A 21530-nucleotide genomic window follows, 5' to 3' on the forward strand; every position below is an offset into this window, starting at 1 on the left:
TGTCAGGCCCTCATGTCACGACGGCGCGAAACTCTGCAGCGCCGCAACATCACCGGCCTCCAACGCAGGCCGCGCCTTGGCCACTGTCTCGGGTGGCCAATCCCACCATGCCAGCGCATTCAGCGTAGCGATGTCTTCGGGTGAAAACCGCATCCGAACCACCTGCGCCGGGTTGCCGGTGACGACCGCGTAATCCGGCACCGTGCCGCGCACGACCGCGCCCGCACCGACAATCACGCCGTTGCCGATCCGCGCGCCGGGCAAGACCATGGCACCGTATCCCAGCCAGACGTCATGGCCGATCACTATGTCGCGGCTGTCGGGCTGATAGCCCAGCATGGATTCAGGGTCGAAAACGGCAAAGGGAAAAGTGGTCAGACCATCCGTCGCATGATTGGCCGAAGACCCGATAAAGCGCACCCCATGCGCGATCTGGCAGTACTTGCCGATGTGCAGCATTTCCTGACTGAAGGGAAACAGGAAGGGCGCCAGCCGCGCGGCCCAATCCTCGGGCGGGTCGAAATCGCTGGCGTAGGTGAAATCACCGATCTCGAACTTCGGGTGGTCGATGACGTTTTTCAAATAGACCGTGCCGAGGTGACTGGACCCGTCGGGCAGGGTGATGGGATGGGCCAGATCGGCCGCGGGCAGGGGGGATGGAACGGGCATGATGCCTCCTGTGAACGCTTGAGAAATGTCAGGGGTTCAAAGGGTCTGGTCCATCGGTGCCTCCATTGGTGCGGGGGCCGAATAACACGGATCGGCATAAAATGCGAGAGCCGGGGCCAAACGGATCTGCATGGCACCTGTGTATCCGCGCTGGGACGTGGGGGAGGCGTTGCGCCCGGAACAGCGAGGGTGTGGGAGGTGACCTTTCCTGTGGAAAGGCACCTTTGCCCACTGGTCGCCCACGCTGGGACGTGGGGGAGGCGTTGCATCCAGATTGGCGAGGGGGTGGGCAGTGACCTTTCCTTTGGAAAGGCACCTTTGCCCACTGGTCGCCCACGCTGGGACGTGGGCGCCTTACTCGCCCGGGCGTTTCAGCTCGAATTTGTCGCGCACGACCGTGTAGTCGCGGTAGCCCATGCGCGACAACGGATTGTAGCTCAGCACGTCGAAGATCCCGTCCTTCAGGCAATTGTCGCGGATATGCACGCCCGTCACCTCTCCGAAGATCGCGAAATTCGCCGCTCCCGGCAGTTGCACGATCTGCGTCAGCTTGCATTCGAGGTTCGCCGGGGCCGCCGCCACGCGGGCGCAATCGATGGTTTCACAGGCTGCCTTTTCGATCCCCGCCAGTTCAAATTCATCCACGTCCCGCTCCCACGCGCCGGATGTGGCGTTCATCACATCCTTCATCGCGTATTCCACGACATTGACACAGAACACGCCGGTTTCACGGATCTGCGCGACGCTGTCCTTGGTGTCGCCCCGGTCCGGTTTTGCCGAGGTGGAGGAAAACATCACCTGCGGCGGCACATAGGCCACGGCGTTGAAAAACGAATAGGGGGCAAGGTTGTCATGCCCGTCCGTCCCGCGCGTGGAAATCCAGCCGATGGGGCGCGGGGTGACGATGGCGTTGAAGGGATTGTGTGGCAGGCCGTGGCCGTCTTCGGGGCGATAGAACAAGGGTGCTGCTCCTGTTTGCGCATGGGTTTTCAGCGTGATACGCGGCTTTTCACCGGAATGCACGGGATCCGGGACTGCGGGAGATCAGGGCCGTTGTTCACGCTTGCACAGGAATGCCCAGAGGATTGGTGGGAGGTCGAGGCGCTCTATGACCTCGCCTTTGCACCGGGGCGGATGGCTTTGTCCTCGTACCGGCTGCGGGATGAGGTGCCGCCGGTGGCCTCGCTCAGCCGGGTAGCCCGCGATGAGACCGGCAATGTCGGCGGGGCGATCCGCTATTGGCCCGCGAAGATTGGCGATCATGACATCCTGTTGCTGGGCCCCGTTGCGGTTCACCCCACGGCACAGGGCGAAGGGTTGGGGGCTGCATTGATCCGCGACACGCTGGCGCGTGCGGCGGAACAGGGCTATGCGCGGGTCTTGCTGGTGGGCGATGCGCCCTATTATGGCAAGTTCGGGTTCACCCGTCTCGACGGGGTCGAAATGCCGCCGCCGACCAACCCGGACCGGGTGCTTGGACTGGCGCTGCAACCCGGCGCATGGGACGGCGTGACCGGAACCGTGACCCGCGCCGCTTGATCGCGGCCGCCTGCGCGCCCATGTCTTAGGGCGACCGAGGAGGGTTCGCCATTGACTGACACACAGCTTCCCGTTCGTTCCCATGACGCGGAAATCGCTGCCTTGGCGCGGCGCTACAAGGGCGCCAATTCGCTGGGCATGCAGATTTTGTCGCTGATCGGCGGCAAGGCCGAGACACTGTTGCAGCGGCTGCCCGCTCCGGCCCGTGCCGGTCTGGACGAGGCGACGAAACGCGCGCTGACCCTTGCCTTCATGGCGGCGCGGCATTCGCGCGGCAAGGTGCCGGATCAGAAGACATGGGCCAACACGGCGCTGGCAACGGCCATGGGCGCCGTCGGCGGCGCGGGAGGCGTGCCTTCGGCGCTGGCGGAAATCCCGGTCACGGTCACGGTGCTGCTGCGCGCGATTCAGGGGATCGCGGCGGAATACGGCTTTGACCCGAACGAACCCGAGGTGGCGCGCGAATGCCTGATCGTCTTTGCCTCCGCCGGGCCGCTGGAGGACGATGATGGCGCAGAAACCGGATTCATGGCGGCACGCGTCACGGTGACCGGGACCACCCTGCATGGGTTGATCGCGCGGATTGCGCCACGCCTGTCGACAGTGCTGGGCCAGAAACTGGCGGCCCAGACGGTGCCCGTGCTGGGCGCGGTGGCAGGAGCGGCGACCAACTACGCCTATACCGGCTACTACCAGCAGATGGCGCATGTGCATTTCGGCCTGATGGATCTGGCCCGGCGCAGCGGCCTGCCGCGGGAAAAGCTGGTGGCTGAACTGCGCGAGGCGATGGAGGCACCGCGGTTAACGCGGAATTAGGCTTAACGCTGTTAGGTGAGTCGTATCGGGGCATAAAGCCCCGTAGCGAAGAACCTGTCCTGAGACGACATCGGCGCCCGGCCTTGCCTGCGGGGCTGGCGGTGCCGGACGAAGGGGCAGGGGGACCGACCCACGCAGAATGCGGGGCGGCGCTCTGGCCAGAATGGTAGGGGCGGATTCGTCTGATGATCCCTGGACCCGGTCGTACGCCGAAGGCTGCGACGGGGTTTTTTCATGCCCGCTTTCGCGGGGCCGTCTAGTCGTGCGGCGGGTTGCGCCCGGCCTGAATTTCCTGCTCCCGCTCAGGCCAGGTCGAGCGGATGTAGGCAAGCACGTTCCAGATATCCTCGTCGCTCAGGGTTTCGCCAAATCCAGGCATCCCGCTCTTGAAGGACTTCAGCCCCAGTCGTTTGACGATCTCCGCTCCGCCCGACTTGGTGTAGTCGAACAGATCGCTGTTGGAATGGTGCCATGTGTGGCCGCCCGCGTCATGCGGCGGCGCAGGGTAGATGCCATCGGCCCCCGGTGTCTGCCAGTCCGGCTGCCCCTCCATTTGCGCGCCATGGCAGGCGGCGCAGTTCTCCGCGTATAGCGCCGCGCCGCGTGCGGTGTCGCGGTTGGCAAACTCGTGACCTGCCAAGGCTTGCAAGGGCAACAGCAGGGCGAACAGAACAAGCGACCTCATGCAACCTCGACCCATGTTTTCATTCCAGAGGCCTGATGCCCCAGCATGTGGCAATGCAGCAGCCATTTGCCGGGATTGTCAAATACGACGAGGATCTCGCGCGTCTCATCCGGCATCAGCAGCGTGGTATCGCGCAGGTCGCCCGGCGTGTCATCCTCGCTTACTTCGTAAAAGTGGTGGCCGTGCAGGTGGATGCCGTGCGGAAAGGCGGTGTCGTTGATGAGGCGCAGTCGCGCGGTTTCGCCCCTGTCAAATTGGGCAAAGGGGGCATCCGTCAGACCGGAAACCCCGTTGAAGGCCCAGATGTCATCACCCGCGTGGCGTCCCCCCATGGCGCCGCCCTCCATCCGCAGGGTCAGGGCACGCGGCTCTGTCCCCGGCTCTGGGCGATGGCCTGCGGGCAGGGCGGCGACCGGGGTGCCGCGCGGGTCACGCGCACCGTCGACGGTGATCTTGCCCATTTCAAAGGCCTCGTCCCGCGTGGGAAAGAGAAAGCGCAGGGTGTCCGTCACGTCGCCGATCACGTCAACGCGCTGCGCCGGGGCCAGCGCCAGCGTTCCGATCTCTCTCGGCGCGGGCAGGGGGCGCCCGTCCAGCGCGACCACGCGGCCCTCAAGGCCTTCCAACTGGACCGGAAAGATCCGCGCGGTGGCGGTGTTGATCAGCCGCAGGCGCAGGCGGTCGCCCTTGCGGGCGGTTGTGCGGGACAGGATCACCTTGGCGAAATTGCCCATGCGACCGCCGTGGGCAAAGTCATGCATGTTGCCAAAGCCGCCCATCATCTCGCCCGTGGCCTCCAGCCGCCAGTCATGCAGGATCACGGTCACATCGTGATCCACATCCGGCGGCGTGGCCTCTTCGACGATCAGCGGGCCATACAGGCCGCGCGCCACCTGTTCCCAGCTCTGGTGGTGCGAGTGATACCAGAAGGTGCCCGCGTCGGGCGCCACGAAATCGTAGTCAAATCCCTCACCGGGCGCGATGGCCGATTGCGTCAGCCCCGGCACCCCGTCCATGGCATTGTCGATGCGGATGCCATGCCAGTGTACGGCCGTTGGCGCATCCAGCGCGTTCTCGAATGCGACCTGCAGGCGCTCTCCCTCAACCACACGCAGTTCCGGCCCCGGGGTGGACCCGTTGAAACCCAGCATCGGGGTCGCCCCATCTCCGGGGTCAAGGATCTGCGCGACGACAGGTTCGGCCCGCAGCAGGGAGGCAGGCGCCGCCAGCGCAACGCGCGGAAGCGCCACGGCGGCGACCGTCGTAAACAGAAGACCGCGGCGGGTGAGACGGGGCGAAGGTGAGATACCGGTCATGGGCGGGTCACTTGCGATAGAGTTCGTGGCAGGACTTGCAGGTTGCGCCGATGCTCTGGACGGCGGGTTTGAGACCCGTCTTGCTGACGAGCAGGGACTGCGCCCTGATGGCAGCCTGTTCCATCGCCATTGCCTGTTCGGTGAAATCCTGGAAATCCTTCCAGATGCGGGCCCGCGCTTCGGACTTCGGATCGGTTTCCGGCGCCTTGAACAGCGCCGGCGTCTGGGCCGCATGGCGGGCAATCGTGGCTGCGGCCTGTTGCGCGGGATCGGCGGCAAAGGGGGCCTGTCCCTTGGCCATGGTGCCCAGCACCTTCATGGCGTCCCCGATGGATTTCATGCCTTCCATCCGGGCGAGAACGGCGGCGTTCTTGACGCCCCCATGCGCAAAGGCGGCAGCGGCAGTGCAGGCAAGCACGACGGCGAGAACGGTTTTGCGCATGGATCCCTCATCCCTTTTTTTCTCTGTCCAGAGTTCGGGCAGCGCCGGAACAAGTCAAGCCAATCCCCCCAACAATGGCGTGAGCCGAAACCGATCAGGAATTGTCGCGAAGGTATTCCATCACGGCCTGCCGCACCGATTGTTCGTTTCGTGCCTTCGCCTCTTCGATCACGTCGCGCACCTCCTTCAGCGAATAGCGCATGATCAGGCTCTTGACCGGACCAACAGAGGCCGGGCGCATTGACAGGGATCGCAACCCGATGGCCGCAAGGCACAGCGCCTCAATCGGGCGGCCCGCATCCTCGCCGCAGAAACTGAGCGGGGTGCCCGACAGGGCGCAGCGTTCCACGATGTTTTCCAGAAAGGTCAGGAAGGACACGTTCAGCGTATCGTAGCGCCGCCGCACCAGTTCGTTTTCGCGGTCGGCCGCAAAGAAGAACTGCTTCAGATCGTTGCCGCCGATCGACAGGAATTCGACCTCGTCGAAAAACCGTTTCGAAGCATAGGCAAGCGAGGGCGTCTCAAGCATCGTCCCCACTTCGAGCTTTTCGGGAACCGGGTGGCCCAGCTTGCGCTCGCGGGCCAGCACCTTGTCCACCTCTTCGCGGGCGCGGGCGTATTCGTCGTACTGCGCGATGAAGGGGAACATGATCGACAGCGGGCGGCCATTGGCCGCGCGGACAAGCGCCTGCAACTGCATCCGCATCACGCCCGGACGGTCCAGCGCCACGCGGATCGCCCGCCAGCCAAGCGCCGGGTTGGGTTCATCCAGTGCCTTCATATAGGGCAGGACCTTGTCCGACCCGATATCCAGCGTGCGAAAGATCACCCGCTTGCCACCTGCGGCGTCCAGCACCTTGGCATAGATGTCGGCCAGTTCGGTCCGCTGGGGCATCTTGTTGCGGATCAGGAACTGCAGTTCGGTCCGAAACAGGCCCACACCTTCGGCGCCAGACCCTTCGAGCGACGGCAGGTCCGCCATCAGACCTGCGTTCATCATCAGGTGGACGCGCTGACCATCCGGGCTGATACACTCGGTATCCCGGATCGAGGTATAGCGTTCCTGCGCCTGGGCCTGCATCGCCATCTTGTCACGAAAGGCGGCAACGACGGATTCATCGGGGCGCAGGTGCACGACACCCTGATCGCCGTCCACAAGGACCAGATCGCCGTTCAGCGCCTCGTTGGTGATACGGTCGGCGTGGATGACCAGCGGAATCGCCAACGCGCGGGCGACGATGGCAGCATGGCTGCCGACAGAGCCTTCTTCCAGCACCACGCCCTTGAGCTTGCGGTTGTATTCCAGCAGTTCTCCGGGGCCGATGTTGCGGGCGATCAGGATCGGGTTTTCGGGCAATTCCGCGCCGGTTTCCCGTCCCTGGCCGGTCAGGATGCGCAGCAGCCGGTTGGACAGGTCGTCAAGGTCGTGCAGGCGTTCGCGCAGGTAGGGGTCCGTGACCTGACTCATGCGCGCTCGCGCCGTGCTCTGTTCCTTTTCCACCGCCGCCTCGGCGGACAGGCCGCGGGCGATGTCCTCTTCCATCCGCCGCATCCAGCCCTTGGAATTCGCGAACATGCGGTAGGCTTCCAGCACCTCTGCGTGCTCGCCCTGACCGGGCGCACCGGCCAGCATCTCGTCGACAGAGATGCGCAATGCATCCACCGCCTCGTGCAGACGTTTGAGTTCCTTGTCGGGGTCGTCGGCCACCGGGTTTGTCACCACGACGCGCGGTTCGTGCAGCCAGGCATGGCCCATGGCGTTGCCTTCCTGCCCGGTGCCGCCCCGGAACAGCATCGATTGGGTATGGCGCGCCTTCAGCGCGGCGCCTTCGCCAACAAAGGCGCCAAGCTCTGTCATTTCGGCCAGAACCATCGCAACCACTTCGAGCGCGTAGATCTCATCGGCAGAGAATTCGCGCTCTTGCTTGGACTGCACGACCAGCACGCCCAGCTTTGACCCCAGACGCTGAATCGGCACACCGAGGAAGCTGGAATAGATCTCTTCGCCGGTTTCCGGCATGTAGCGGAACCCGCGTTCCTTGGGCGCGTCGGCGGTGTTGATCATCTTGCCGGTACGCGCGACGCGACCGACCAGACCTTCGCCCAGTTTCATGCGGGTCTGGTGCACCGCCTCGGCCTTCAGGCCCTGCGAGGCGCAGAGTTCCAGCGTCTCCGCATCGCGGAACAGGTAGATCGAACAGACCTCTGTGCCCATGCTGTCGGCGGTCAGATGGGTGATCTTGTCCAGACGCGCCTGACCGGCGGCGTCTTCGGCCATGGTGTCCCGCAGGCGGCCAAGCAGCTTGCGGCTTTCCGATTCGGTGTTTGTCGGCATGGACTGACCCCGTGCGTCCCCCTTGGATGCGGCCCGCAGGAATAGAGCATTCGGGCTGACAAGGGAAACCGCTTTTCGCCCGTCAGCAGGGGTTGTTCCCGTTATGCGGGAATTTTTCTGGGCCGGAATTTTCCTATACCGATCATTCCGGTCGAAAACGGGCGGTCGCAGTCACCAACCCGCGGGGCCCGAACGGGCAGGGCAATAGGGGGCCGAATGCACCCCCGCAGAGGCGGCAAAGGTTAAGCGTTTCTGAAAACGCCTCTGTAACCCATTGATCCTGTTAGGGCGTAGGCCTGTCCACGCGTGGACAGGCTCAGCTGGCCTTGTCCAGTTCAAAGGCGTCATGCAGCGCCTGAACCGCCAGTTCCATGTATTTGCGGGCCACCAGCACAGAGATCTTGATCTCGGAGGTGGTGATGACCTGAATGTTGATGCCCTCGTTGGCCAGAACCTTGAACATCTTGGCGGCGACGCCTGCATGGCTGCGCATGCCGATGCCCACGACGGAAACCTTGCAGACATCCGTATCCGCCACGATGCCGTGGAAGTTGATCTCGCCCTTGGCCTTGGCCTCTTCCATCGCCTTCTCGGCGCGCGCCACCTGGTTCGTGGGGCAGGAGAAGGTCATGTCGGTGCGACCCTCCTCCGAGATGTTCTGCACGATCATGTCCACGTTGACCCCGGCCTCGGACAGGGGCGTAAAGATCGCCGCAGCGATGCCGGGACGGTCCGCGACGGAGACGAGGGTCATCTTCGCTTCGTCGCGGGAATGGGCCACACCGGCCACAACATTGCTTTCCATGATGTCCTCCTCGTCGCACACGAGCGTTCCCGCCGCGTCGTCCATTTCCTCGAAACTCGACAGAACCCGCAGTTTCACCTTGTAGCGCATCGCCAGTTCCACGGAACGGGTCTGCAGCACCTTGGCACCAAGGCTGGCCAGTTCCAGCATCTCCTCAAAGGCAATGCGGTCCAGCTTGCGCGCCTTTTCGCAGATGCGCGGGTCGGTGGTATAGACGCCGTCGACGTCGGTGTAGATATCGCAACGCTCAGCGCCAAAGGCGGCGGCAAAGGCCACGGCGGTGGTGTCCGATCCACCCCGGCCCAGCGTGGTGATCCGCCCCTCGGGCGAAATCCCCTGGAAACCGGCCACCACGGCGACTTTCATGCCCTCGCCGAACTTGGCGGTGATGTTGTCGGTCGGGATTTCCTCGATCCGGGCGGAGGCATGGGCAGAGGAGGTTTTCACCGGCACCTGCCAGCCCTGCCAGCTGCGCGCAGGCACGTCCATTTCCTGCAGCGTCAGCGCCATCAGGCCGGCGGTCACGTTCTCGCCTGAAGATACCACGGCATCGTATTCCCGCGCGTCGAACAGAGGCGAGGTTTCCTCGACATAGCCGACCAGCTTGTTGGTCTCGCCCGACATGGCAGAGACGATGACGATCACGTCATAGCCTTTGGACACCTCGACGCCGACGCGTTTGGCGGCGCGGCGGATGCGGTCCAGCGTGGCGACGGATGTGCCGCCGAATTTCATCACGAGCACGGGCATGGGCGTTCCCCTTCCAGATCGCAGGGCGTTTACGCTGCGTTTCAGACGCGTGCAAGGGCGCTTTGGCCGCAGGCCCAGCGGTGTGTCGGTGATGCTGCGCGGGCTTGGGAACGTCTAGAGATCGCGAGGGGTGATATTGTCGGGGCGCGTGATCTTTCCCATGGCGATCAGGGCCTCTCTTCCGGCGGTGATGCCTGTGCACTGGGCGTTGAGCGCCAGCCATCCATTCGCCTGTTGGCGTTGCAACAGCGCCGAGACCATCCACAGTTGGATTCCTCTGGGAGATCCGTCCCTGTGCAATCGCCCGGACAGCGTAAACTGGCACAAGACCTGCGCCATACATTCGGTCAGATAACGCGTTCGGGTCCTGTCAAGCGTCAGGGTGGTCTGGCCATAGGCCGCCGTCTGCAAGAGTTTGTCGTGCGGCTTGGCAATGGCCTCACGGCCCTGCCACCAAAGACCCGAAACGTTCACGAAATCCGCGTCTTCAGCAAAAAGCGCGGCGATGGATTGCCCGCAATGGCGATTCCACGCGCGCGCAAGAGCATCCGGGAAGTCATCCGGCTTTGTGATCGGGTCAGAACGGATGGGCACGGCCGTCCCAAGTTTCGAAGCAGCCGGTCTTGTCCAGCGACAGTTCGTCGATGCGGGCCATCAGGCCCTGCGCCGCTTCCTCGACGCCGATGTCTGCTGAGCTGCCGCCCATGTCCGTCCGCACCCAGCCGGGGTGATAGATGCCCACGGCGATCCCGAGCGGTTTCAGATCGGCCGCGAGGTTGCGCCCGAGGTTCAGCGCCGCCGCCTTGGAGGCGCGGTAGATATAGCTGCCGCCCGGCGCGCGTGTGTGCGAGGCCATTTGCGAAGAGATGATCGCGATGCGTGGATTGCTGGCCAGTTGCAGATTGGGAAGGAGCGCTTGAACGGCGAGGAAGACGCCGGTGACATTGACTGCAAAGCTCTGCGCCCACATCTCGGCCGGGTAACCGTCCGCCAGCGATTGTCCCTTGTCTAGGTAGACGCCCGCATTGCAGATCAGCGCATCCAGCGGATAGCCCGAGAGCCGCTCTGCCAACGCCTGATGAGATGCAGGCTCAGTCACCTCCAGCGGGAGGTATTCGGGGTGGTTGCGGGCGGTGCCGTTGACCGCGTCGCCGCGTTTGGTGAAAGCGGCGTCCAGCGCCGCGCCGATGCCGCGATTGGCGCCGGTGATGAGAATCTGCATTCTGGGCTCCGGTCTTTGGCCGCATCCTAGCGTCGGGTGGCCCGGGGCTGCAACGCTCAGTTGCTCTTGCGGGTGGGGGTGAAAGGCAGGGGGGCGACCTGAATGCCGTCATCGATCAGGGCCTTGGCCTCTTCCTTGCGCGCCTCGCCCCAGATCGGGCGTTCCGGTGCCTCGCCCAAGTGCATGGCGCGGGCCTCCTTGGCAAAGCGGTTGCCGACGTAATCCGAGTTTTCCTCGACATGTTTGCGCAGGGCTGAAAGCGCCACCTCGACCGGATTGGCCGCCTTGGCGAGCGATTTCGGTTGGGCCTGTTCGCCATTCGTCACGCGCGGGGCCATCAGCGCCTTTTCCACCTCGGCAGAGCCGCAGACGGCGCAGGCCACGTGGCCCGCGGCTTGCAGCTTGTCAAAGGCCGCAGCCGACTGGAACCAGCTGTCGAACTGGTGACCGTCGGTGCATTTGAGGCTGTACTGGATCATCTCCAGGCTCCGCTATGTCGATCAGGGAAAGATAAGGATATCCGGCGACTGTTCAAGTTTCCTCAAGGATCGGTCAGCGCCTGTAGAAGATCCGAAAGCAATCCGTCCAGATTTCCATCCTGCCGCAGGGCTGCTGCGGCAGCGTCGCCCTTCGCAGCTTGTTCGGCCGGTGCGTTGAGCGCCTGCAAGGCCTGCGCAAGCGATTGCGCATCGCGGATTTCGAAGGATGCACCGGCCTTGCGCAGCCGGTCGAAGGCGGTCGAAAAATTGCGGGTGTCTGGGCCGTGCAGCAGCGCCGCGCCAAAGGCCGCGGGTTCATAAGGCGTGTGACCGCCGCGATCCGACAGGGTGCCGCCGATAAAGACGCGGCCCGCGCGCGCGTACCAGAGCGGCATCTCTCCCATCGTGTCGGCAAGATAGACCTGCGCGGTTTCCGGGGCCTCGCCAAGACCGCGGCGGGCGACGGTCAGGTTCCGGCGCACAGCCTCGGCGGCGATCACATCGGCCCGGCGCGGATGGCGGGGCGCGAGGATCAGGCGCTGATCCGGGTCGGAGGTCAGCAGTAAGGCATGGGCCTCTAGCGCGATCTCTTCGTCACCTTCGTGGGTCGAGGCGGCCAGCCATGTGGTCCCCCGGGGAAGGGCAGAATCCAGCGACGCGTCCGCCATGGCTGCGGGTGGTTGGTACAGCGCCTTGAGGTCGATGACGGGGCCAAGGGCCGACGCCGAAAGGCCCAGTTCGGTCAGACGCCGGGCAGAGCCGGGATCCTGTGCCGAGGCATAGCGGATGCGCGACAGCAGGCGGCGGGCGAGCCGGGGCAGGCGGGACCACATGCGCGCCGAACCGGTACTCATCCGCGCACCCAGCAGCAGCACCGGCCCCGGACAACTGAGCAGCCGGTTTGGCCAGAGTTCGGACTCCAGCACGATATGGGCGCGCACCTGCCACTCCTGCATGACCCGGCGGGTGGGGCGGCGCAGGTCCAGCGGTGCAAGGCGGACCGTCGTGCGCGGAAGGTCCCAGCTGTCGGCGAGGCGCAGGCCCGTCTTTGTATTGGCGGTGATCAACCAGTGCAGATCGGGTCGCGCGGCGATCAGCGGTTCCAGAACAGGCCGGACCGAGGCGAGTTCGCCGTTCGATGCACCATGCAGCCAGATATGCGGTGTTTGCCGGGGGGGCTGGCCAAGCGACACGCGCGCGCGGGCGCCTGCAACGCCACCTTCGCGCAACGCGCGCAGCAGCGTGGCGGCGGAAAACAGGCTGATGAGCAGGCGATAAAGGAGCATGTGCGGCGGGTTCCCGGCGGACGGTGTTTGGAGCGGATAGGCCGCGGGGCGGGGATTTTGCAAGGCTTTTGCATCAGACGGATCTGCAGGGGGCAAGCACCGGCGGCGTAGGCTGGGGGTGCCATGCGCATCACTTTTTACTTGTAAAACAAATTTCGCCATGTTGTATGGCAAGTGAAAGTCCGGGGGTGATCGTGTCCAGCGAGCGGCAAATCGACGAAATTGCGAATCTGCAGCCGTCGTCAGGTGACCGGCTGGAAACACAGGTCTATCGGCAACTGCTTGATCAGATACGCTTTGGTACCCTGTCGCTTGGTCAAAAACTGCCAAGCGAAAAAGAACTGTCCGAAGAGCACGGCGTGTCGCGCCCGGTTGTGCGGGCAGCCCTGTCGCGGCTGCGGGACTCCGGGCTGATCGTGTCGCGGCAGGGCGCCGGGTCCTACGTCAGCAACGGAATGGCCAGCGGCGTCGCGGGGTACGCGGCGCTGGGCAGCATCGAGGATATTGCCGAACTCTTTCGTTTCCGGCGGCTGATCGAGGCGGAGTCTGCCGCGCGCGCGGCACAGAATGCCCGTGCAGAGGGGGCGGATCGCCTACGCGCGATCAATGACACGATGCAGACGCTGCTGGCGGACGGTGGCGACACGGTTGGCGAGGATATCCGGTTTCATGCCACGATCGCGGAGCTGTCCGGCAGCCGGTTCATCCGCGAGACGGTCGACATGCTGGGGCCGAATTGGTCGTTTATCGGCAATTTCGTCAACAGCCTCGGGCGGGCTGGAGCGCGCACCGGAGAGCGGATGATCAGTGAACATCGCGCCATCATCGACGCCATTGCGGCGGGCGATGAAGGGCGCGCGCGGGAGGCCATGCTGGCCCATATCGACGGATCGGAACGGCGGGTTTTCAAGGGGCGGACGGATGGCGATTGAGATCACTTGCGTGGCGGACACGCACAGCCTGGTTGGTGAAGGCGCGGTCTGGGACGACCGCGCAAAGTGCCTGTGGTGGGTGGATATCCCGGCGGGGTTTGTCCACCGCCTTGACCCGAAAAGCGGAGAGAACCGGACCCATGATATCGGCGAGCCCGTCGGCTGTCTGGCGCTGCGTGCCAGCGGCGGTCTGGTGCTGGCGACGAAATCTGGCTTTTGGTTCTACGATCCGGAGACAGGTGCACGCGAGGCCATCCACGACCCGGAGGCGCATCTGCCCGATAACCGGTTTAACGATGGTGCCACGGACGCACAGGGCCGCTTCTGGGCGGGCAGCATGAAGGATGGCGGTACGCCGGAACCTTTGGGCAGCTTTTACCGTCTGGATCCGGATGGCAGCGTGACGCTTTGGAAATCCGGGTTTTATACCACCAATGGTTTGGCCTTTTCGCCGGACGGATCGCGCATGTACTTCTCGGACTCCTATGCCGAGGTGCGGCGGATCTGGTGCTGTGACTATGACGTGGCCACAGGCACACCCGGCACGCCGGAACCGTTCTTTGACACGCGCGCCGTTGCCGGGCGGCCGGATGGCGGCACCGTGGATGCAGAGGGCTGTTACTGGCAGGCGGGGGTGTCCGGCTGGCAGATCTATCGCCTGTCGCCCGAAGGCGAGGTGCTGTTGACGATCGATATGCCGGTCGAAAAGCCCAGCAAGCCGATGTTCGGCGGGCCGGATCTGGATGTTCTGTACGTGACCTCGCTGGGGGTCGGTCTGGAGGAGGGGCGTCCGCAGCCGCAGGCCGGCGGGCTGTTCGCGATCACCGGGTTGGGTGTCACGGGCGTCCCACAGACCCGGTTTCCGGGGTAGGCCTATGAAAATCACCGGATTGCGCAGTTTCATGTCCCGCGACGGCAACCGCCCGCGCGTCATTGTGGCGATAGACACGGATGAAGGGATCACCGGCTGGGGCGAGTGTTACAACCACGGGCCTGACCGTGCCCTGCCGCCGCTGCTGGACTACCTCTACTTGCAGATCGCGGGCGAGGATCCGCGCCGGATTGAGGCGCTGATCCTCAAACTGCTGCAGCAAAGCCGGTTTCCACCCGGCGCGCTGGGTCTTGCCGCGATTTCGGCCATCGATCATGCGCTGTGGGATATTTCGGCCAAGGCTGTGGGGTTGCCAGTCTACATGCTGCTGGGCGGGCATGTGCGGGACCGGGTGCGCGTCTACCTTGGCGTCTATTCCGCGCCGGAGGCGGAGCAGGTTCGCGACCATTGCGCGGAGATGCAGGCGGCGCATGGCTTCACGGCCTTCAAACTGTCGCCCTATCGGGAGGATATCCATGACGCGCCTTGGGGCAGGGTAATCAAGACCACCACGGAGTGGCTCAGCGATCTGGTCAATCTGTGCCCGGATTTCGAATTCGCCTTTGACGCCCACGCCCGCCTGTTCGAGCCTTGGCAGGCGGCGGAACTGGGCAACGCCTTGGCACCTTTCCATCCGCTGTTCTACGAAGAGCCCATGCGCCCCGAAAACATCGAGGCCTGGGGGCGGTTGAAGGCGGAGCTGAAGGTGCCGCTGGCGACTGGCGAAAGCCTGTATTCCCGGTTCGAATTCTTGCGCCTTTTGCAGTGTGGCGGGGCCGATATCATCCAGCCGGATATCTGCGTCGTCGGCGGGTTGCTGGAAATGCGCAAGATCGCAGCCATTGCAGAGGCGTTCTATGTTCCGGTGGCGCCGCACAACCCGATGGGACCGCTGGCGACGGCGGTTAATCTGCATTTCGCCGCCGCCTGCCCGAATTTCAAGATCCTCGAATACCGTTTGCCGGGCACCGTCGCCTATCTGGGGCGGGACCTTGCCCCGCCGGAGGATCGTGCCGCTTATGTTGAGGATCCTTACCTGCCGGTCGATGGCTACCTGGAACTGCGCCCGGATCGCCCGGGCTGGGGTGTCGAGATCGATGAGGAATACCTCAAGACAGACCGTTACATCCATTGGGAACGCAAGCTGCCCATGCGGCCCGACGGGTCAACGGGATATACATGAACACTACGTCCGGTTTCATAGCGCAGGTTGTCGGCGGGGGCGTGGATCGCCACCACTCAAACCTCGCCGGGCCGACCGTCTATCCACCGACAACCATACTTCGCGTCTTCGGCTGTGCCGAAGCGCATCCTCAAGGAGACCTTCCATGCCCAAACTGAAGAAACTGCTGATCACTGGTGCCAACGGCAATCTGGGGGCCGTCTGCCGGGACCGGCTTGGCCATCTGGCGGAAACGCTCCGCATTTCGGCCCGCAAGGGGCTGGGTGATGCCCGCGAGAACGAAGAAATCGTCTATTGCGATCTGGGGGACAAGGCGGCCGTCGCGGAATTGGTCGAAGGCTGTGACGGCATCGTCCACATGGGCGGCCAGTCGGTCGAGGCGCCGTGGTCGGTGATCCTCAACGCCAATATCGACGGCATGTTCAACCTCTATGAGGCGGCGCGCAACGCCTCTGTCAAACCGCGTATCATCTTTGCCTCGTCGAACCATGCCATCGGTTTCCACAAACAGACCGAACGGCTGGATGCGAAATCCGTGACCCGGCCGGATGGCCTTTACGGCGTGTCGAAGGTGTTCGGTGAGGCGCTGGCCTCAATGTATTACGACAAGTTCGGCATCGAAACCGCATCCGTCCGCATCGGTTCCTGCTTTCCCGAACCGGCCAACCACCGGATGCTGTCCACATGGATGAGCCATGACGATTTTGTCCTGCTGATCGAACGCATCTTCATGGTTCCGCGTCTGGGCTGCCCGATCATCTACGGGGCCTCGGCGAATGAGGCCAGCTGGTGGGACAACCGCGAGGTGGCCTATATCGGCTGGAACCCCAAGGACAATTCCGAACAGTTCCGCGCCAAGCTGGATGCCGCGATGGACCCGCCCGCAGCGGATCAACCGGCGGCAGTCTACCAGGGCGGCGACTTTTGCGCCGATGGCATTCACGAAGAAAAATCCTGACCGTCAGCGATTTGAGGAAACCTGCAATGATCGACCCACTCGCGCTGCGCGACATCATCCGCTCTGGCCTGTTGTCCTTTCCGGTCACGCCCTTTGACGCGGACGATGCCTTCAACCCCACCGCCTTTTCTGCCCATCTGGAATGGCTCAGCCCGCACAAGATCGCCGGGCTGATCGTCGCCGGGGGCACCGGTGAATTGTTCTCTCTGACGCCGACAGAGGTTGTCGAGGTGGTGCGCACCGCCCGCGCTGCGCAGCCGGACCAGCCGGTGATCGCGGGCTGCGGCTATGGCACCCGGATGGCCTGCGACATGGCAAAGTCCATCGAAGAGGCGGGCGGCGACGGCATCCTGTTGTTGCCGCACTACCTGATCGGCGCGCCGCAGGACGGGATAGAAGCGCACATCCGCAAGGTCTGCCAATCGACCAACATGGGGGTCATCGTCTACAACCGGGGGCAGTCTGTCGTCTCCGCCGAAACGCTTGCCCGGCTGGTTGAGGATTGCCCCAACCTGATCGGCTTCAAGGATGGCACCGGCGACATCGACACGGTCAAACGGATTACCGTGGGTCTGGGCGACCGCCTGGCCTATATCGGCGGGATGCCCACGCATGAGTTGTTCGCTCAGGCGTTTCGCGGTGCGGGGGTGGATACCTATTCCTCCGCCGTCTTCAACTTTGTTCCGGAAACGGCGCTGCAATTCCACGCGGCCTTTTCGGCGGGCGACAACGCGACCTGTGAACAGATGCTGCGCGACTTCTACTATCCTTTCGCCAAGGTGCGCGACCGCAAGACCGGCTATGCAGTTTCGGCGATCAAGGCGGGGGTCAGCCTGCGCGGTTTCGACACCGGACCGGTCCGGACACCACTGACAGACCTGACCGGCGAAGAACGCGAGATGTTGCAGACGGTCATCGGGGACCGGAAGTAAGGCCACAGCGATAAAGACATAGACCCGCCCGGATCAGGGCGGGCTTACAGGCATTCCGGGGCAGGCGGACGTCGCTGGATGGTCATCGGCCGCGCAGACGCGGTTAAAGGCGCGTTCCATCATCTTCAGGTCTGCGTCGGCTTGCGTATGGCCGGGATCACCGTGAAACATGCCCACATGGCGCTGATCAGCCCCACTTGAATGGTCCAGTTATGTCAGGTGTCAGGAGTTTACTTTGCCACCGGCCACAGCCACCTTGTCCTGACCTGCCGGGCCACGACCGCCAAACTATCGGGGGGCTTGATCACCGGGGCAAGTCCGCTGGCGGATATGACCCGCTATCGCATCGACAGATTCCGACAAGGAGAGCTTTAATGACCGACAAGACCTGCCTGATCATCGGTGGAGGCCGCGGCATGGGCGCGGCAACCGCCCGCGAGATGCACGCACGCGGCTACAAGCTGGCGCTGATGTCCCCCTCTGAGTCCTGCGAGGAACTGGCTGCGGAACTGGGCGGCGTAGCGCGCCGGGGCAAGGCGGAAAACGCCGAGGACACGCAGGCGATCTTTGACCTTGCGATGGAAACCTATGGCCGGATCGACGCGTGCCTGATCCACGTGGGCGGCCCGCCCAAGGGCGATCTGCTTGAGATCAGCGAAGAGGATTGGGACAAGGCCAACAACATGGTGCTGAAGCCGGTCATTCGCATGGCCAAGCTCTTGAACCCGGTGATGGAAGCGCAGGGCGGGGGATCGATTGTGAACATCACGACCTTTTCGGCCTTTGAGCCCTCGCTCACATTCCCGACCTCGTCAGTGTACCGCGTTGGGGTGTCGAGCTTTACCAAGCTGTTCTCTGACCGCTATGGCCCGGCAAACATCCGGATGAACTGCCTGCTGCCCGGCTTTACCGATAGCCTCGACCTGCCGCAGAAGTTCGCTGACATGTCGGCTCTTGGCCGCCTTGCCCGGGCCGAGGAACAGGCAAAGGCGGCGGCCTTTTTGCTGACGGATGACAGCAGCTACATCACCGGACAATCGCTGCGCGTCGACGGCGGCGTTACCCGGCATATGTAATCACCTCGCGTTCAGTCATTGGCGGCGAATGCGCGACCGAAATATTGAGCGCAATTCGGGTCGACGCCTACGCCGCCGCGCGGACGGTGTTTTGGGGATGTGGTAAGTCGGCACTCGATCCGAGTGCCCCCCTTCCCGCAGGGGTTCACCCTCTCCGATACTTGGGGCGGGTGATCACGCACGTCTGAATGGATGAAAAAGCTGCGGGATGGCTTCTTCCGAAAAGGCCGTTCATCCCGCATCACCGTGCAGGACATCGACGACGACCGGATAGTGATCTGTCGGCCAGCGACCCTCAAACCTGCGCCGGACCACGGCAGGTGTGCCGTCAAAGCGCAGAGCCCCGATCACACCTACATGATCGATGGCGCCAAACAGGTTCAAACCGCGGTTGAAATGATAGGTCGCGCCCTTGACCGGCGTGAACTGCACACCCGCCTCTTGTAGGATCCGCAGGCTCTTGTCCCCGATCCGCGCGTTCATGTCCCCCATGACCAAAAGTGACTCGCCCGCCTTTTGCCAAGGGGCGATGCGCTCCGCGACAAGATCGAGAGAACGCAAGCGATTGCTTCGGCTTGAGAAATCGGTGTGGATGTTGATCACGCGCATCACCGCGCCCGTGGTGCGATCCTGAAATTGCGCCCATGACGCAAACGCCGGATAAGAGCCGTTGAACGTGCGGGAATATATCACATCCGGCGTTTCGGAGAAAAAGAACCAACCCTCATCCAGCACCTCCAGACGATCGGTCCGGTAAAAGATCGGCTGTGTCGAGGGAAAGACCTCCGGATCGCCGACCGCGGCAGCCGCATAATCGGGGTTGTTCTGCAGCAACCAGTTCAGCGCGAGGTTCTCCTGAGCAACCACGCCTCTGGCAAAGCTTTCCATCTCCTGAAAGGCGATCAGGTCGGCATCCACATGCTGCACAGCCGAACTCAACGAGGATTTGCGGGCGTCCCAACCGCTCCGGGACCAAGGGCCGTTTTCCTGCTGAACCACGATGTAATGCACGTTGTACGTGGCGATCCGCAGGCTGTCCGATACGCGTTCGGGCAGCGGCTGATCGCCGGAATTGGTGTAGACCTGCACGCCAAGCGCGGCAGCGCCCAGACTGAAAAAGCCACCGAACCCACGGGCGAGACGTTTCAGGAAAGGCGGGCGCCCGGCGTTTTCCACGGTCGATCGAGACACGGTTGGTCCTTTGCTCTGAGCAAGCCATCGCTCGGTTTCGCGGCCCTCGTCCTATCCGCGACACGGCTGTAATAATACATCCCCAAATCACACAAGTGGTCACAACTATGTAGGCTTTGTTGCCTGCCCGGGCGGGCAAAGGTACTTCGGTCGTCACTCTGTACAGGTTTTCCTCATGTTCGATGCTCAGATACGCCCCCTGATCGACCCCGCTCTTGATGCCGTCGGGCAAAAGGCGGCGCAGGCCGGGGTGACCGCCAACCTGGTGACACTGATCGGGCTCACAGCCGGTGTGGCGTCCGCCGTGGCCATCGCTGTGCAGGCCTATGGGTTGGGACTGCTGCTGATCGTGATCTCACGCCTTGCTGACGGTCTTGACGGGGCCGTGGCGCGCGCCAGCAAATCGACGGATTTCGGCGGGTTTCTCGACATAACCTGTGACTTTCTCTTCTACGGACTGGTGCCTTTGGCCTTCGTGATCGCCGAGCCCACGCAGAACGGCATTGCCGGGGCGTGGCTGCTGGCGAGTTTCTATTTCAACGGCGCGACTTTCCTTGGCTATGCCATCATGGCGGAACGGCACGGATTGGAAACCTCCGCACGCGGGTCGAAATCGCTGTATTTCACCGGCGGCTTGCTTGAAGGCACGGAAACGATCGGATTTTTCGTCTTGCTCTGCCTGTTCCCGGCCTATTTCGTGCCAATGGCTTGGCTGTTCGGGGCTTTGTGTTTCGTAACGGCAGTGTCGCGCGTCCTGCTTGCGCGGCAGGTATTCTCGAACTGACCGAAAGGACCTGGAATGAAACGACACCTGCTTGCGGCCATGCTGACCTTGGCCGCACCGGCCTTTGCCGAACCTGACCCAGCCCAATGGGAGGCGGTGCTCGAAGAAGCACAGGGCCAGACGGTGTTTTGGCACGCATGGGGCGGCGCGACCAATACCAATGAATTCATCGCCTGGGTCGGTGAGCGGGTGTCCGACGATTTTGGTGTGACGCTGGAGCATGTGAAGCTCACCGACACCGCCGATGCGGTCAACCGCGTCGTGGCAGAGCAGGCGGCCGGAAAGGACGCGGGCGGTGCTGTCGACATGATCTGGATAAACGGGGCGAATTTTGCCGCGATGAAGGACGCCGGATTGCTGTTCGGACCATTCGCGGCCTCGCTGCCGAACTGGCAGTACGTCGATGTTGCGGGCAAAACGGTCGAGACCGATTTCACCGTGCCAACCGGTGGATACGAAAGCCCTTGGGCGATGGCGCAGGTGGTATTCATCTACGACAGCGAAACACTGCCGGAACCGCCGAAAAGCGCCGAGGCGCTTCTGGAGTGGATCAAGGCCAATCCCGGGCGGTTCACCTATCCGCAGCCACCAGATTTTCTGGGCACCACCTTTCTAAAGCAGATGCTGATCGAATTGGTTGACGACCCCGAAGCCCTGCAGCACCCGGTCGGGGACGACTATGTCGAGGTCACGGCGCCGCTCTGGCAATGGCTCGATACGGCGACACCGTCGCTCTGGCGGTCGGGCAAGGCCTATCCGCAGTCCGGTCCGCGTCAGTTGCAGTTAATCAACGACGGTGAGGTCGATCTGGCGATCAGCTTTTCCCCGGGAGAGGCATCTGCGGCCATCGCCAACGACCAGCTGCCCGAAAGCGTTCGCACCTTCGTTCTGGACGGCGGCACGTTGGGCAACGCCAGTTTCGTCACCATTCCCTACAACGCCAATGCCAAAGCCGGTGCGATGGTCGTCGCGAATTTCCTGCTGAGCCCAGAGGCGCAGCTGCGCGCGCAAACACCGGATATCCTTGGCTACGGGACCGTGCTTGACCTTGATGCCTTGCCGAAAGCGGATCGTGCCGCCTTTGATGCGCTAAAATTGGGTATCGCCACGCTTGCCCCGGACGAGTTGGGACAAACCCTGCCGGAACCGCACCCAAGCTGGGCCACGGCGATCGAGGCGGATTGGCAGACGCGTTTCGGCGCCGGTGACTGACGCGCCGCGGGCAAGCGGGTGGGGGGCCTTCCCCATCCTCACCATTG

The 21530-nt window shown here is 63.4% G+C and carries 22 protein-coding genes; 10 read left to right on the forward strand and 12 right to left on the reverse strand.

Annotation, left to right across the window (positions count from 1 at the left end; genetic code table 11):
• Nucleotides 1-15: 15 nt before the first annotated feature.
• Entirely contained in the window at nt 16-669 is a 654-nt protein-coding gene (locus tag ACTXGA_RS05775) for a CatB-related O-acetyltransferase (protein WP_443392189.1), read from the reverse strand.
• Between the two features lie 354 nt (nt 670-1023).
• Nucleotides 1024-1629, reverse strand: coding sequence for a flavin reductase family protein (locus tag ACTXGA_RS05780; protein WP_443392190.1), 606 nt, complete (start codon nt 1627-1629; stop codon nt 1024-1026).
• A gap of 93 nt (nt 1630-1722) precedes the next feature.
• Here ACTXGA_RS05780 and ACTXGA_RS05785 point away from each other — a divergent pair, with 93 nt between their 5' ends.
• Together ACTXGA_RS05785 and ACTXGA_RS05790 are read left to right on the forward strand one after the other, a co-directional pair.
• Nucleotides 1723-2208, forward strand: coding sequence for a GNAT family N-acetyltransferase (locus tag ACTXGA_RS05785; RefSeq protein ID WP_443392191.1), 486 nt, complete (start codon nt 1723-1725; stop codon nt 2206-2208).
• Between the two features lie 51 nt (nt 2209-2259).
• Nucleotides 2260-3024 carry an EcsC family protein gene (locus ACTXGA_RS05790; RefSeq protein WP_443392192.1) on the forward strand — a complete coding sequence of 255 codons (765 nt, stop codon included), beginning with the start codon at nt 2260-2262 and terminating at the stop codon, nt 3022-3024.
• A gap of 256 nt (nt 3025-3280) precedes the next feature.
• Here ACTXGA_RS05790 and ACTXGA_RS05795 read toward each other — a convergent pair whose 3' ends face one another.
• The 9 genes from ACTXGA_RS05795 to ACTXGA_RS05835 form a co-directional block, all read right to left on the reverse strand.
• Complete coding sequence (locus ACTXGA_RS05795; protein ID WP_443392193.1) at nt 3281-3709, reverse strand: c-type cytochrome; 429 nt, start codon at nt 3707-3709, stop codon at nt 3281-3283.
• On the reverse strand, nt 3706-5025 hold the full coding sequence (locus ACTXGA_RS05800; RefSeq protein WP_443392194.1) for a multicopper oxidase family protein: 1320 nt from the start codon (nt 5023-5025) through the stop codon (nt 3706-3708). Before ACTXGA_RS05800 ends, ACTXGA_RS05795 begins: the two co-directional genes overlap by 4 nt.
• Before the next feature lie 7 nt (nt 5026-5032).
• The gene (locus tag ACTXGA_RS05805; protein ID WP_443392195.1) at nt 5033-5467 is read right to left on the reverse strand and encodes a c-type cytochrome; all 435 of its coding nucleotides are present in this window, start codon (nt 5465-5467) and stop codon (nt 5033-5035) included.
• A 94-nt stretch (nt 5468-5561) separates the two neighbouring features.
• A complete protein-coding gene (ptsP, locus tag ACTXGA_RS05810) occupies nt 5562-7802 on the reverse strand; it encodes a phosphoenolpyruvate--protein phosphotransferase (RefSeq protein ID WP_443392196.1) in 2241 nt (746 codons plus the stop codon).
• Between the two features lie 316 nt (nt 7803-8118).
• Nucleotides 8119-9357 (reverse strand): aspartate kinase, encoded by a 1239-nt coding sequence (locus ACTXGA_RS05815; protein WP_443392197.1) that lies wholly within the window; start codon nt 9355-9357, stop codon nt 8119-8121.
• A 114-nt stretch (nt 9358-9471) separates the two neighbouring features.
• The gene (locus ACTXGA_RS05820) at nt 9472-9951 is read right to left on the reverse strand and encodes an SgcJ/EcaC family oxidoreductase (RefSeq protein WP_443392198.1); all 480 of its coding nucleotides are present in this window, start codon (nt 9949-9951) and stop codon (nt 9472-9474) included.
• Entirely contained in the window at nt 9935-10579 is a 645-nt protein-coding gene (locus ACTXGA_RS05825) for an SDR family NAD(P)-dependent oxidoreductase (RefSeq protein WP_443392199.1), read from the reverse strand. The genes ACTXGA_RS05820 and ACTXGA_RS05825 overlap by 17 nt, the downstream gene beginning before the upstream one ends.
• 56 nt (nt 10580-10635) lie before the next feature.
• Nucleotides 10636-11058: a DUF1178 family protein gene (locus ACTXGA_RS05830; protein WP_443392200.1), complete on the reverse strand. Its 423-nt coding sequence runs from the start codon at nt 11056-11058 to the stop codon at nt 10636-10638.
• A gap of 62 nt (nt 11059-11120) precedes the next feature.
• The gene (locus tag ACTXGA_RS05835; RefSeq protein ID WP_443392201.1) at nt 11121-12344 is read right to left on the reverse strand and encodes a 3-deoxy-D-manno-octulosonic acid transferase; all 1224 of its coding nucleotides are present in this window, start codon (nt 12342-12344) and stop codon (nt 11121-11123) included.
• A gap of 194 nt (nt 12345-12538) precedes the next feature.
• On the opposite strand from ACTXGA_RS05835, the gene ACTXGA_RS05840 reads away from it, so the two are divergent.
• The 6 genes from ACTXGA_RS05840 (at nt 12539) to ACTXGA_RS05865 (ending at nt 18296) form a co-directional block, all read left to right on the forward strand.
• Nucleotides 12539-13276: a FadR/GntR family transcriptional regulator gene (locus ACTXGA_RS05840; RefSeq protein WP_443392202.1), complete on the forward strand. Its 738-nt coding sequence runs from the start codon at nt 12539-12541 to the stop codon at nt 13274-13276.
• Entirely contained in the window at nt 13266-14147 is an 882-nt protein-coding gene (locus tag ACTXGA_RS05845) for an SMP-30/gluconolactonase/LRE family protein (RefSeq protein WP_443392203.1), read from the forward strand. Before ACTXGA_RS05840 ends, ACTXGA_RS05845 begins: the two co-directional genes overlap by 11 nt.
• A gap of 4 nt (nt 14148-14151) precedes the next feature.
• Entirely contained in the window at nt 14152-15330 is a 1179-nt protein-coding gene (locus ACTXGA_RS05850) for a mandelate racemase/muconate lactonizing enzyme family protein (RefSeq protein ID WP_443392204.1), read from the forward strand.
• A gap of 145 nt (nt 15331-15475) precedes the next feature.
• Entirely contained in the window at nt 15476-16288 is an 813-nt protein-coding gene (locus ACTXGA_RS05855; RefSeq protein WP_443392205.1) for an NAD-dependent epimerase/dehydratase family protein, read from the forward strand.
• 29 nt (nt 16289-16317) lie between these two features.
• Nucleotides 16318-17220, forward strand: coding sequence for a 5-dehydro-4-deoxyglucarate dehydratase (locus ACTXGA_RS05860; protein ID WP_443392410.1), 903 nt, complete (start codon nt 16318-16320; stop codon nt 17218-17220).
• A gap of 374 nt (nt 17221-17594) precedes the next feature.
• The gene (locus ACTXGA_RS05865) at nt 17595-18296 is read left to right on the forward strand and encodes an SDR family oxidoreductase (protein WP_443392206.1); all 702 of its coding nucleotides are present in this window, start codon (nt 17595-17597) and stop codon (nt 18294-18296) included.
• Nucleotides 18297-18527: 231 nt separating this feature from the next.
• On the opposite strand, the gene ACTXGA_RS05870 is transcribed toward ACTXGA_RS05865, so the two are convergent.
• Nucleotides 18528-19487: an endonuclease/exonuclease/phosphatase family protein gene (locus ACTXGA_RS05870; RefSeq protein ID WP_443392207.1), complete on the reverse strand. Its 960-nt coding sequence runs from the start codon at nt 19485-19487 to the stop codon at nt 18528-18530.
• A 175-nt stretch (nt 19488-19662) separates the two neighbouring features.
• On the opposite strand from ACTXGA_RS05870, the gene ACTXGA_RS05875 reads away from it, so the two are divergent.
• Nucleotides 19663-20271, forward strand: coding sequence for a CDP-alcohol phosphatidyltransferase family protein (locus ACTXGA_RS05875; protein WP_443392208.1), 609 nt, complete (start codon nt 19663-19665; stop codon nt 20269-20271).
• 15 nt (nt 20272-20286) lie between these two features.
• Complete coding sequence (locus ACTXGA_RS05880) at nt 20287-21483, forward strand: ABC transporter substrate-binding protein (protein ID WP_443392209.1); 1197 nt, start codon at nt 20287-20289, stop codon at nt 21481-21483.
• Nucleotides 21484-21530 lie beyond the last annotated feature (47 nt).

Source organism: Antarctobacter jejuensis (genome assembly GCF_052266595.1).
Classification (GTDB): Bacteria; Pseudomonadota; Alphaproteobacteria; order Rhodobacterales; family Rhodobacteraceae; genus Antarctobacter; species Antarctobacter jejuensis.